Genomic DNA, 13,528 nt, shown 5'->3' on the forward strand with positions numbered 1-13,528 from the left:
ATTTTACGCGTGTATTAATACTGCCACAGCGAAGGTTTCGCGAAATAAAAACCTTGCTGATATGAAACATTTAACTTCGATAAAGCGACACATTCCGCTTCATTCTCAACAAGCTCAGCAATAATATTAATACTTAACCCACGAGCGATACTCAATAAACTACTTACAAACAGCTGACTGTCTTGGTCTGAGTGAATATCTTTCGTAAGTTTGCCGGAAATTTTTACAAAATGAGGCTGAATAGCCCTCAACCCAGCTAATGATGCAAGATTGTCTCCAAAATGTTCAATAGTAATCTTGCAGCCTAAATTTACCAGCGACTTACAAAATGATACCGCGTCGTTCTTGTGGTGTATTAACGCTGAATCTTCTAATTCAAAGATCAAATAAGTGCACAGTGCTTCATTTTGGTTCAGTAAACCTAATAACCACTGTCTAAACGAAGCATTGGCTAGCGATGCGTTTGCAATGTTAATGGCAACATTACGTTTATCTTTTGCTAGCTTATTAAGTACTAGGCTTACTACTAACTTATCTACCTCAGGAATTAAGTTCAAACGCTCTGATGCCGGAATTAATTGAGTCATAGGAATAGGGTTGCCAGTATCTTTGTCTTTAAATCGTGCAAACGCCTCGCAATATACGGGCGTGTTTTGGTCAACGTTCATTACAGGTTGAATAAGTATATCGGCATACTGCTGTTGCAATATTTGGTTTAAACGCTCTTTCCACGCCGTATTGCTGTGAATATGAGAAAGCTCAGAAGCAAATTGCCAGCCGTTGGGTTGCTTTGTGGCAGCCATTAGCGCGCTATCAGCATTTTCCATAATTTCGGAAAAGGATTGCTGGTCATTAAATTGTGCAGCGCCAATCCATACTGCTTTACTGCCATCTTTAAGTGGGTTGCAAGGCGCTAGAGTACTACAGAGTACGTTTATGTGGGCTTCGCAATCTTGCTTTGTCATTGCCTCTGTAACCAAAACAAAATCAGCGCCCGATACTCTAAACAAAAATGATGTTTCTTGAATGCTAGATGAGAAGTTTTTAAGCTCTTCAGCTACACCCGTAACATACTTATCGCCATCTTGAGCACCTAATGTCATGTTAATAGCGTTTAGTTGTGCAAGACGTATTAAAATAACATAGCCTTCATCCGAAGTGGCAGTTTTACTAAGTAGCGCATTCATATGGCGTGTGAAAGCGTTCCTGTTTTGCACACCAGTAAGGCTGTCTTCAAAGGCTTGAATTCTGAACTGTTCGGCTTTTTGTGTTAGTTCTTTAAACATAACCTCAACGGAAGTAGAAAGCCTGTTTACTGCCTGGGTTATAAAAGAAAGTTCTTTGGTGAACGGTTTGTAGTTAATGTGGGAAAACTTTTGGTTTTGAATATCTTCAATTTTGTTTACTACAATGCGAAGCGGTTTTGTAATTGCAGTAATAATAAAAAGCAACGCAATATAGGCAAAAACAAAAGCAGCAAAGAACATAAACGCACTTTGCTTTACGCTTTCCCATAAAGTTTCATTGGCAAGGCCTGGGTGACTTTGAACCGCGAGTTCACCCGCCATCGTCCAACCATCATTTAATTCTGTTTTTTCAACGGGGGGAGTAACTTCTACAATATCAGTAAACCAGGTTGGAACCGTATCGACAGTATCTGGGTTACGTCTTTCAATCAGTAGGTTCCCCTCCATGTCAGTAATGGTAATATACTGATAGAACCCTCTGTCGAAAATAGCATTTACCATAGTTTCGGCCACAATCAGGCCGTTAGCGTCACCCAAATAGGGCGTAACAGAAAGCCCTAATGAAGTTGCGGTATCTTGCGCGTGGGTAGCAAGCTGCTCGTTTACATACTCTCTGGTTAACTTAACGTTTATTATGAAAGAACCAGCAAAAACCAGTATCAAAAAAACGAGTAAGCTTGAACTTAATTGGGTAGATAGTCTCATTATTCTTGTTTATCTCCGTACATAACGCGGTCTAGCCGCTCTACCATGTCGTCCCACATTTTCATTGGGCCGCTTCCCCTAAGTTTGCGGCCAGTGCCCATAGCTTTAGCAGCCCACAGTCCGTTACCGTTAAAGCTATAAATAGGCGACAAATCTCTTCTTTTATTGGCAGGCAAAATACGCCTGTTTATATTATCCAAAACAAGTGGAATAGAGGTTGGGGTTTCATAATACGCTAATACCATGTGAGGTTGGCGCAATTCTAACGCAGTAACATACATTAGTCGCAACTGTTGTTCTGGAATACCAAGCTCAATTAAAGAGAAATATTTGGCTATGGTATAGTCTTCACAGTCGCCTGCACCGGTAGAAATAAACTCAATTGGCGTTGCCCAATAATCTTTTTGTTGCCAGTGAACAAGGTCGTCTACAAAATCAAAGCGGTTAAAAAATCGATTTATTTCGTAAAGCTTTTCGTCTAGGTCTTCGCCTTGTAATTCGTTAATAAGCTTTCGCCAACCTTTAACTTTTTTTGAAGCCTCTTTCCCATAGGCTATCTCTATCCGAAAGTACGATTCAGAGTCTAAATTAAAATCTATCTTAGCGCGCACCAAAGTGGAGCATGTTGCACATAAAAGGACTAACAGACAAACAAGCTTTAACCAGTTCCCATTACTTCGATGTTGATTTGAACACAAATTTATAACGCTCATGCTGTTACTTTATGAATTTTCATTAACACGCCATGCTAACTGTTAAATCTGAAAGTTTAATACAAAATGTCGCAAATCATAATATTCAGACTATCAAATGTAACATTACTTGTGTATCTTTATGAATCTTCTACATGGAAGCCGCATACGGCTAGCAGTGAGCTGTAGTTTTCTTTCAAATCTACTGTAAAATATCAACACTGCGTGAAGTAAAAAGAGTCCATCTGTAATGCAAAACTTTTTCGGAAACCGACCAGGCTTCATTCTTATTCCAATGTTCGCTGTAGCGTATAATTGTATATTAGCCGTCATGAATGCATTAGGTGTTCCGGTTAGTTTTGCCATAGCAGCATTGTGCGAGATAGTTATCATCATGTGTGCTTTCATTCTTACCGTAAACAGTGGCTTCAAACGAATTGACGCGACGTTTCTTCTGTTTATTGGGGCATTCACAGTGCTCTCGCTCTATCTAACGGTTTTGAATGGTAAGGTACTTGTTGATGGTTTGAGAAATTTTTTAATTATTTCCTCTTTCGCATTGCTCGGAATGAGAATGTCTTTTGAAGAACTTAATAAAACATTTGTATATCTGACGTGGATCGTTTTGTTTTTTCTTTTAGTTGAAATAGTTGATGTTCGCTTATATGTGGCTATTTTCGAACCGGGTAACTATTTTGCTAAAACTAGGGGGATGGAAATAAGCGAATTCAATGAGTTAGGGCTCTTCAATAATGCATTAGGCTTTGCAAGTCGCTTTTCGTTTGGGCTATTTGATGGGCCTCGCACCTCATCAATATTTCTAGAGCAGGTATCACTTGCTAACTTCGCAACAGTCTTGTGTTTGTTCCTTCTAATCTTTTATAAAATCATACCGAGAAAACAAGTCTTATTAATGATGCTTACGGTATTCCTTATCATCACGTCAAACAATACTAGAACTACTTCAATATTAATATTTGTGCTTTTTATTGGCTATTTCACTTTCCCCTTGTTTCCCAGATATTCTAATGTATTAGCAGCCATCGGTGTGATAATTACTGCTTTATTGGTGTTTTTTTTCAATCCTGATGCAGTCGGTGACAACCTTACAGGAAGAATAAGATTAAGTATGGAGCATCTCCTAAGCTTGGAAGCTAGTGCTTATTTTGGTACAGCAGCGGATAATCTGAATAAACTCTACGACAGTGGCTATGCCTATATTATTGCAGCAAACTCAGTGTTCGGTGCTTTGATATTAGCTTATTTAGTGCTTTTCAGTATTAGACAATCCTTTTCTTTTAGTAAAAGAGCGGCTTTCGGGCTCACACTTTATGTTTTTGTAAATATGCTAATTGGAGGTACTGCAATCTATTCGATGAAAGTATCTAGTATCCTTTGGGTACTCATTGGCTTCGTAATTGCTTACGAAAAGCTGGGTAACACGACTATTAAACGTAATAAAGCATTAAATTTCTAATCCGAGGTATCGAATGGAATCCGCCCCAGTTAAGCTATTATTTCTATCACATGCCAGTCTCTCGACTGGATTTGTAGTAGGCAGTCATCAACTCGCAAAATGTTACGCTAAAAAATACGATGTGTATCATGTAAGCTCTGCTGTAACTCCATATCATTTTTTAAAAGGCAAGGTAGGTATCAGAAAGCTTAGGAACAGCTTGTTTCCTAAATTCAAAGAAGAGTTTGGATTCACTGATTTTATCCCACTAGTTTTGTTCCCTTATGGTGTATCTGGTTGGATGGACAAACTCAATGACATGTTCGCCTTTCTTTACTTTAAGCTATTCAATATTCCAACAAAGTGTGAAGTAACTCTCATAGATCAACCTTCTTTTATCGGCTTTTATCAGACTTACATAGCGAGTAAAAAAGTGTTCTACAGACCAACGGATATTTATAAAAATATGGGGGGGGGCAAATATGAGAAGCATGAGGAGAAGAGTGTCGAAATATGCGGCGGAATAATTGCAACAAGTAAAGAAGTATTGGATGCGCTAGGAAGTAAAGCACTCTTGAAACCAAATATAGTTGTAGAGAACGGCGTTGACTATGAATTCTTCAGCAAACCTAGAAGTTCAGCGGCTCGCAAAGGTTTTGTTTATGTAGGTGCAATCGATTTTCGATTTGATCTTGATTTCCTCATAAAGCTTGCGAGTCTATTGCCGAATGAAAACTTTGACATATTTGGTAGCGTATCTATTGAAATAAACTCTAAGAAGCTCCCGAATAATTTAAGTTTTAAAGGGAGCGTTGATTACTCGATAGTCCCCGACTTGTTGCACACGTATAGGTACGGATTAATACCACTCAATGATCACCCTGCGAACGTTGGTCGCTCGCCAATGAAGCTTTTCGAATATCAGGCTGCTGGTTTGATTACTTTGGTTAGGGAAAGTGCAAAGTACAAAGCGCTGGAAACCGATGTGGTTCTCACATACGACAACGTTGAAACCGCTATTGAAAAAATTAGCGATACTATATTGTTGGAGCAGGGTGAATATGAATCACGCTTGCAAGAGTGTGCGAAACTTGAGTCATGGGAAATAAAGTCACAAGTAATAGAAAACTTTGTAGGGTTTGAAAATTAAATGTTACTTTCATTGCAGTATTTAAGAGGTGTTGCCGCACTCTTAGTTGTTTATTTCCATTCACTTACACAGTTGAAGAATGCGGGACATGAAAATATATATTTGCCTATTATAGGCGAAAGCGGCGTTGATCTCTTTTTTGTTCTAAGTGGTTTCGTTATGTGGCTGACTACGGCAAATAGAAAAATAGGCCCAGTTGATTTCATAGTGAAAAGAATCAAAAGGATAGTCCCGATATATTGGATACTTACTCTAGCTGCAACACTGTTAGCTCTATTCTTTGGCGATTTGATGAAATCGACAGTTTTTGACGTGCCTCACTTAGTAAAATCGTTGTTTTTTATCCCTGCTTATAACCCGGCTCCGGCGATTGATGGAATATATCCCGTTATAATTCCCGGATGGACTTTAAATTTTGAGTTTTTCTTTTATCTCATATTTGGGCTCTCTTTGTTGATAACTAAAATTAAAATTAGGCTCTTATTCGTTTCGGTGATTATTCTAGTGGCTTTTTCACTATCATTTTTTGTTGAAAGTCACATTGCTATTGTAGAATTTTACTTAAATGACGTCATTATAGAGTTTTTGCTTGGTGTGGTACTCGGGAAGTTATTTCTGGATAAAAATTTTGAAATAAAAGGCAATAAAAAAATTCTTATCGGTGCGATTTTTGTCTCATTTTTTATCCTTCTCTATAATGATTATGATACTCATAACTACCGTTCAATTTCGCTTGGTTTTCCTGCTTTTTTAGCCATCTACTTCATTCTACAATATGAAAATAGTTATAAAGTTGTAAAGTCGAAGGTACTCGAACTGTTAGGAGATGCATCGTATAGCATATACTTAACTCATATTTTTATTTTAGCTGGCCTTCGTGTTTTTTTAACTGGTTTGGGTTTGAACATTGCTAGCATAAACGTAGCTATGTTTACATTAACTGCAATTCTGAGCTCCGCGCTACTGGGAATCGGTTTTTACCTTATAGTCGAGAAAAGGTGTATAAGTTTATTGAGAACTAAGTAACGTGATTGTATTAAATTCACATTGTCTTTAAGGAATTTATTTTCCTTAAAATATAAAGGTTTGATGTAAGAGTCTAAATTTAATTTTGAAAAATATTCTTAAAAACACATCATGGCTTCTCCTCGAGAAAGCCGTTACTATGGTATTGAACTTATTTTTAGCTGTAATCTTGGCTCGCCAGCTAGGCGTTGAAGATTTTGGCACACTTAATTTTATTCTGGCTATTATTGCAATACTAACACCAATTTCGACAGTTGGGATAAATGCTATATTAAGTCGGGATTTTCTGGCTTCGCCAGAAAAAGAGCCAGTGATCTTTTCGAGCGGGACGACTTTAAGGTTTGCTGGAACAGTGTTCTTTTCAATTTTAATCGTTGCCTTTTGTTATTTTAAACTGACTTTATCTAATGCTTTGTTTGAAATTTTTGTGCTACTTGTTCTGCTGAATGTCACAAACTTTTTTCAAGGTCTTGAATTTTGGTTTCAAGCTAAGCTTAAAATGAAACCGCTTGTTGTCAGCAGACTAATTGTTTTTGTAGCATTTTCAGCTTTAAAGATTTTTACGTCTCTTGAAGAAAATCCATTACATCTATTGTTGTTAATTTACGGTATAGAAGCATGTTTTAGAGGAGTTACTTACTATGTGGTTTATCTAACGAATAAAGGGAAACTTTCTCTTTATTTTTTTGAAAAATCCTACGCTCAAGCCTTGATTAAAAATTCGTTTTGGTTATTTCTATCTGGTATTGCCGCAGTTATTTATCTTAAGATTGATCAAGTAATGTTGTCAGAACTGGCAGGACACGAGGAAAACGGAATATACTCAGTGGCGGTTAGGTTATCGGAAGTTTGGTATTTCTTTTCTATTGCATTAGTCAGCTCAGTTTTTCCATCACTCATACGCGCAAGAAAAAACTCATATTCAGAATATTATAATAAACTTCAATATTGCAATGATGCCCTTTGTTGGTCAGCAGTGATTATTGCTGTTCTTGTTTCTCTAGTTGCTCCGTACTTTATAAGCTTCATATTTGGCGAAGAGTACGCTGGCAGTTCCCTTATATTATCAATTCATATTTGGGGCGCTGTTTTTGTATTTATGCGTTCTCTCGTAAGTAAGTGGATACTGGCAGAGAACTTATTAAAAGTATCTCTTTACAGTCAGGGTATTGGAGCGATATCTAATATTTTATTTAATTATTATCTAATACCAAATTATGGCGGAGTTGGAGCCGCTGTGGCGACGGTAGGGTCATATATATTTTCAGGATGGTTGATTTTCTATTTTTCTGCCAATACTCGACCAGTTGCTTTTATGATACACAAATCATTAATGTTGCCTTTTTATGGTGCAGACCGTTATTTACCTATTTTGAGGAAAATCTCATGGAAAAAATATTAGGAAGGGTAAAAAGTACCCTCCGCCCAATTAAAAGGGCATTTGAAAGTTCGAAGGAAAGTTTAGAATTGCGAGTTATACCGTTTGTTTCTAAATCAGGATTTTTATCATCATTATATTACACGTTTTTTAGTACCCAATTTTATAGAGAGCATTGCGCAGTACTAAGTGGTCGTGTTGCTTACAAACGTTCCCTAGTCGAGGTTGGAGACACTTCTGCTCTATTGAGAAGAAATACGCATAGATTAGAGAAGGGGCTTATTATGCGCCCTAGGCGGTCTATGTTTGCCTCTGACTATATATTAGAAACAGTAAACTGCTATCAAAATGTTATTAAAAGAGAAGCCCTTAGTTTAGATGAAAAACAATGGGCGACAGATGTACTAAATCAATACTTTGAGGTAGTCGAAGAGAACACTCTCACCCTAGAGTGTCGTAAAATTTTCGAGCAATGTAGGTTGAAATTTAACGATGACTGGATTCCATATGAGTATTCTGAGCTTGTCACGAAGGAAGTCGGATTTGAACAATTGATGACCGTATTTAGGCGACGAAGGTCTGTCAGATGGTTTTTAGACAAAGATGTGCCCAAAGATTTAGTATTAAAAGCGACAGACGCAGCAACACTCGCGCCATCCGCTTGTAATCGTCAACCCTTTAAGTTTATTCATTTGACAGATTCAACAAAAGTTAAAAAAGCAGCTTCTTTTGCTATGGGGACAGCTGGTTGGGTCGATTCAATAAAAAATTTGATAGTCGTTGTTGGCACGCTGGAGGCATACCCCAAAGAGCGAGACCGTCACGTAATATATATAGATGGTTCGCTGGCAGCAATGCAGTTTATGTTGGCTTGTGATTCCTTAGATTTGGCAACATGTCCTATTAACTGGCCAGATGTGGAACAAAGAGAGCGAAAGATGGAAAAGTTTCTTGGTTTAGAAAGTTATGAGAGACCAATTATGCTCATTGCGCTAGGTTATCCAGATCCTAAAGGGCAAATACCTTTCTCAGCCAAAAAACCAAGCAATATTATTTTAAAGGAAAATTAGAGATGATCATTGAATTGAGGGGTTTACAGTTTGTAAACAAGGGCGCTGAGTTGATGCTAAGAGCAATCCTACAGAAGCTTCCAGAGTGTGGAGTTGAATATAAGCTAGCGATGCGCCATTCTGAAAAGTCTCCCAAAGATAAGGTTGATGCAATAGGTGCGTTAAGGAAAGTAACGTTACAGAAAAATATATTAAATCTTAACTTTGTCACATACATAATGCCTAAGTTCATCCGTAATTTCATTATGAAAAAGTTTGGCGTTGTCTTTGAAGCAGACATTGATATCGTACTCGATGGCTCTGGCTTTGCTTATGGAGATCAATGGAGTTCAATGGCAATCCAACAACTTTGTCTCGAAATAAATAGGCTAAACAAGCATGGAAAAAAATACATTTTCTTGCCGCAAGCGCTAGGTCCTTTTTCACGAGATAAAGATAAGGAAGCCCTAGCAAACTCGCTTCCTAAAGCAGAGCTTATCTTTGCAAGAGAGAAAGAAAGCGTTAAAAATCTTGAGGCAATATTGGCAAGTACACAAAACGTTCATCACTTTCCAGATTTTACAAATATCGTAAAGGGTAACCTGCCGAATTATTACTCTAATGGAAATCGCAAATTCCTGATAATACCAAACAATAAGATGTTGAGTTCTAAAAACAACAATTCAGAGTGGTCTGATAGGTATGTGAACATTTTGGTAGCAAGCGGAAAACACGCACTTTCAAAAGGTTACGAGGTCGCGATTTTAAATCATGAGGGCATAAAAGATGATAATATCTGTAAGCAAATCCAGGCTGCACTTGACCAAGACATTGAAATAATTAGAGAGAGCGATCCGCTAAAAGTAAAAGGAATTATTGGTGCAAGTAGAGCATTAATTTGTTCACGTTTTCATGGGTGCGTCAGTGCGCTTAGTCAGGGTGTTCCCGTCATTGGAACTAGTTGGAGCTTTAAATATGAACAACTATATTCAGAATATGGGCAAAGGCATAGACTTGTCGGAAGTGACATTTCTGAGAATAAGTTAGCGAATCTAGTCGAGGAAGCGCTCGATGAGGGGCAAATGGAGCTTAGTGAAGAGGCTCTTGAGTATAAGAAGCAGTCTATGCAAATGTGGGATTTGGTATTCACAGCAATCAAGAATGCAAATTTAAGTGTCAAATAATTTTACAAATTTAGCTTTAACCGTGTTAAGGGTTAAAAAAAATTTTAAATTTCATGCATTTAAATTTTGGTATACGTTTTGCATCTTCTTGTTTGGGAAGCGCTAAGGCTTCAATTTCTAAAAATAGATGTAGTTTGGAAAAATTATGAAAAACATATTATGTAAGCTAGCATTAATAGTGACAATGATTTGTTCGAGTGCAAACGCTTCGGCAGCGCTAATCGTATCATTAGATATAGATGGTAATACAGCATACAACCCATTTACCTTGATAAGTTCAGCTAGCAATACTGCAAACATCACTAGCTTTACATTCGACCTAGGTAGTCTGGGGTTGGTATTTGACCCAGAAACTGGCGGTGCTTTTGATAATGGTAACGGTGTAGCTTTTACGCCCGGCAGCAACACCGCGTCTATCACTGGCTTAGTCACACCTTACGATGTGACTGATGGCGCTACTAGTTTTACTCAATTTTTTACAGACTTTAACCCAGGTGAATCATTTGTATGGGACATTGATGTTGACTTTTTCACAGGTAAAAAGCGCGTTGACGGTGATGATTTGATTGGGGCGTTGTTGTCAATCTCATTTGATGACGGAACGACTATCGACGGTGTATTTCAGGAAATCGCAGGAAACGCAGACGCATCTGGTTTTGTAGCAGTTTCATTTAGCAACGTGAACGCCGTCAGTGAACCAGCACCAATCGCGCTTCTAGTGCTTTCACTGGCATTAATGAGTCTGCGCGGACGACGCATATAATTCTGGCAAGTGAATACCGGATAAATTGATTACTAAGCACCCTTCGAGGGTGCTTTTTTTATCGGTGAAGTATAAGATCAAGCCTTACAAAAAGTTATGTAATACTTTATCTGCGTTTAAGATTTTTTCCTTTAAAAATATTCTTTATAATTTTACTAAAAAAGCGAGCGTGTCTTCATTTTTCTGTAAACACAATTAGGTGTTTTGGCTCGCTTATTGAATATTTACTATCTCTTTTTTATTTTGGAGCTTTGAAGCATGGAAGTGACCCACGTAGTGCGTCAATATTACCCCGCAATTGGTGGTCTAGAAAATTTTGTCAAAGCTCTTGCTGAAGAGCAAGCAAGAAAAGGAATGACAGTTAAAATTGTGACTCTAGATGAGTGTTTTTCGACAAAGAAGAAGTTTGACAAAAAGGAACTGATAAATGGTGTAGAAATTATAAGAATAGGTTTTATTGGCTCTAAAAGATATCCTATCGCACCACGTGTTTTAAAATATGTTAAGCATTGTGATTTAGTGCATGTTCATTGTACTGACTTCTTCTCAGACTTCTTATCATTTACGCGAACTTTATTTAAAAAGCCCTTAGTTTTAACCACGCACGGCGGCTTTTTCCATACAGAATTTGCAGGCAAGCTGAAAACGCTTTACTTCAACACAATTACTCGGGCATCGTTAGCCAGGTTTTCGTCTGTTTTAGCATCGAGCATTAGTGATCATGACCGTTTTAGTTCCATCTCGAGTAGTGTAACGCTCCTTGAAAATGGCGTTGATGTAGCAAGGTTTATTCATAAGGAAAAGAAAACTACTGAAGGCTTAGTTAAATTTGTTTTTGTAGGCCGCTTATCAGTCAATAAAAGAGTAGCTGATCTTATCGACTGGTTTATAAAGTTAAGTTCGGGACGCGCGAATTGGCGTTTACAAGTTATTGGAAATGACTACGACGGGTTGAAACCCTCTCTTCTTGAAAAGATAGAAACTTCTACAGTTAGTAATCAGATTTCTATAAAGTCGGGCTTAACCGATGAAGAAGTTGAAGAAGAATTGCTATCGTCGCACTTTATAGTCAGCGCATCAGCTTATGAAGGCTTTGGTATGACTATCATAGAAGGAATGTCAGCAGGACTCATTCCAATAGTGAGCGATATACCGAGCTTTAGAAGGATTGTTACTGAGTCGGGTAATGGCTATATAAACGAATTCACATCAGAAAGTGGTTTAACTGAATGCAAAAAATTTATCCAATCTAAATTAGATGACTTCGAGCGAGAAAGTTTAAAAGCTCGTGAGTTTAGTAAAAGGTACTCTTGGCAGAGTGTTGAGCGATCCTTTTATAATGAATACAGAAAAGCAATAGGCGATGATGAAATGGTTATACATGGTGTAACTATAAAAAACTTTTCAAGTGGACAAGCTATTGAGTACATTCAACAAAGCATCGAGAGCGAGAGTAAGCTACTATTAGCGTTCGCCAATGCTCACACACTTAATGAAGCTAATTCATCGTTAGCTTTCAAAAGTGTTCTTGGGAAATTTACAGTATTGCCAGATGGTGTAGGCGTAGATCTTGCTGCGAAATATAAATACGGCAAAAAGTTTAAAGAAAATTTAAATGGAACAGACTTCGTTCCAGCATTCTTAAAACAGTCACATAAAAAGCGTATATACTTGGTGGGTGGAAAAGAAGGTATTGCCGAAAAAGTTCTCGCAACTTGGAGCTCCCGATATCCTCAACATGAATGGGTTGGCGCGCACCATGGCTATTTGACTGAGAGTAAATCAGTAGAGCTTTGCAAAGAGGTTTCTGAGCTCAATATCGACGTTTTAATTGTGGCTATGGGCAACCCTAAACAAGAACTTTGGATTTCAGAATTCGCTACCTTACATGATGCAAAAATATCAATAGGTGTTGGAGCTTTGTTCGATTTCGTTGCAGGCGAAGCTAAACGTGCACCAAAATGGGTAAGACGTTGTAGGTTAGAGTGGGTTTATCGTCTATATAAAGAACCTGTGAGGCTTGGAAAGCGTTATTTGTTAGGTAATCCTGCTTTTATTATTAGAACAATTTTTCCTAGCAAAAAAAATTAGCAGGAGCACAAACTTAAACATCACTATATTGAGGGAACAATAATGCTCGTAAAGAAAATTTGGCGTACTTTACCTCTCCGATATCGCGGAAAAATCCTTGGTAAAGTCAAATCAACATCGTTAGGTCAACGAGCCCTTAGGCTTGCAGGATCAGGGGTGTATTCCAAAGAAGTTCTCGATTCCGGTCTCGTTTTTATTCACGTTCCTAAAGTTGCAGGAACAAGTGTTGTAAAAGGTCTCTATGGCATTGATGGTATTGGCCATTTTACAGCGGAAGAAGTATGCAAAGGGTTAGGTCGGCGACGGAAAGAAATCGAATTGATTGCACTTACAAGGTGCCCTTGGGAACGAGCAATTTCTATATATGAGTTTGTTAAAGGGGGGGGGACAGATAAAGTACCCTTTATAAATTCTGCTGGTTTTAAGATACCAAATACATTTCAAGAGTTCGCTCAGAATTTCTTAAAAGAGTATACAGAAGACCAACTTTCTGATGTTTTTAAAACGCAATGTAATTTTATTTGTGATAGCCGAAATCAATTGATAGTCGATAAAATTTTTAAATTAACAGAATTAGATAAAATGAAAGTCTATGCAGAACAAAAATTACAAGAAGACATTAATATACCTTTCTCTAATAAGACCGTGCGAAGAAAAAAAATGTGGGATTACTACAACGATGAAAAAACTATTGTCGGAATTGAAAATTTCTATAGTCGAGATATAAAAAAATTTGGATACGAGCGTCCGTTTTAGATGATTTTTCTTTGGTTAAATTATTAATACT

At 37.6% G+C, this 13,528-nt stretch carries 11 protein-coding genes; 9 read left to right on the forward strand and 2 right to left on the reverse strand.

Translation table 11 applies throughout. From position 1 onward, the window contains the following. Window positions 1-14: 14 nt before the first annotated feature. Window positions 15-1,952 (reverse strand): bifunctional diguanylate cyclase/phosphodiesterase, encoded by a 1,938-nt coding sequence (locus RJ41_RS17910; RefSeq protein WP_039223758.1) that lies wholly within the window; start codon window positions 1,950-1,952, stop codon window positions 15-17. Then, complete coding sequence (locus RJ41_RS17915; protein ID WP_240485827.1) at window positions 1,952-2,563, reverse strand: transglutaminase-like cysteine peptidase; 612 nt, start codon at window positions 2,561-2,563, stop codon at window positions 1,952-1,954. The genes RJ41_RS17910 and RJ41_RS17915 overlap by 1 nt, the downstream gene beginning before the upstream one ends. Window positions 2,564-2,894: 331 nt before the next feature. Here RJ41_RS17915 and RJ41_RS17920 point away from each other — a divergent pair, with 331 nt between their 5' ends. From RJ41_RS17920 to RJ41_RS17960, 9 genes are all read left to right on the forward strand, one after another. Continuing rightward, complete coding sequence (locus tag RJ41_RS17920; RefSeq protein ID WP_039223759.1) at window positions 2,895-4,121, forward strand: hypothetical protein; 1,227 nt, start codon at window positions 2,895-2,897, stop codon at window positions 4,119-4,121. Between the two features lie 13 nt (window positions 4,122-4,134). Beyond that, complete coding sequence (locus tag RJ41_RS17925; RefSeq protein ID WP_039223761.1) at window positions 4,135-5,250, forward strand: glycosyltransferase family protein; 1,116 nt, start codon at window positions 4,135-4,137, stop codon at window positions 5,248-5,250. Continuing rightward, window positions 5,251-6,276: an acyltransferase family protein gene (locus RJ41_RS17930; protein ID WP_039223762.1), complete on the forward strand. Its 1,026-nt coding sequence runs from the start codon at window positions 5,251-5,253 to the stop codon at window positions 6,274-6,276. Window positions 6,277-6,361: 85 nt separating this feature from the next. Beyond that, window positions 6,362-7,678, forward strand: coding sequence for a flippase (locus RJ41_RS17935; protein ID WP_039223765.1), 1,317 nt, complete (start codon window positions 6,362-6,364; stop codon window positions 7,676-7,678). Continuing rightward, window positions 7,663-8,724: a nitroreductase family protein gene (locus tag RJ41_RS17940; RefSeq protein ID WP_039223768.1), complete on the forward strand. Its 1,062-nt coding sequence runs from the start codon at window positions 7,663-7,665 to the stop codon at window positions 8,722-8,724. The genes RJ41_RS17935 and RJ41_RS17940 overlap by 16 nt, the downstream gene beginning before the upstream one ends. A 2-nt stretch (window positions 8,725-8,726) precedes the next feature. Continuing rightward, entirely contained in the window at window positions 8,727-9,887 is a 1,161-nt protein-coding gene (locus RJ41_RS17945; RefSeq protein ID WP_039223770.1) for a polysaccharide pyruvyl transferase family protein, read from the forward strand. A 145-nt stretch (window positions 9,888-10,032) separates the two neighbouring features. After that, window positions 10,033-10,650 carry a hypothetical protein gene (locus RJ41_RS17950; RefSeq protein ID WP_039223773.1) on the forward strand — a complete coding sequence of 206 codons (618 nt, stop codon included), beginning with the start codon at window positions 10,033-10,035 and terminating at the stop codon, window positions 10,648-10,650. A gap of 258 nt (window positions 10,651-10,908) precedes the next feature. Then, complete coding sequence (locus RJ41_RS17955) at window positions 10,909-12,741, forward strand: WecB/TagA/CpsF family glycosyltransferase (protein ID WP_052235514.1); 1,833 nt, start codon at window positions 10,909-10,911, stop codon at window positions 12,739-12,741. Between the two features lie 42 nt (window positions 12,742-12,783). After that, window positions 12,784-13,497, forward strand: a complete 714-nt coding sequence (locus RJ41_RS17960) for a sulfotransferase family 2 domain-containing protein (protein ID WP_039223776.1) — start codon at window positions 12,784-12,786, stop codon at window positions 13,495-13,497. Window positions 13,498-13,528 lie beyond the last annotated feature (31 nt).

This window comes from Alteromonas marina (genome assembly GCF_000808575.1).
Lineage (GTDB): Bacteria > Pseudomonadota > Gammaproteobacteria > Enterobacterales > Alteromonadaceae > Alteromonas > Alteromonas marina_A.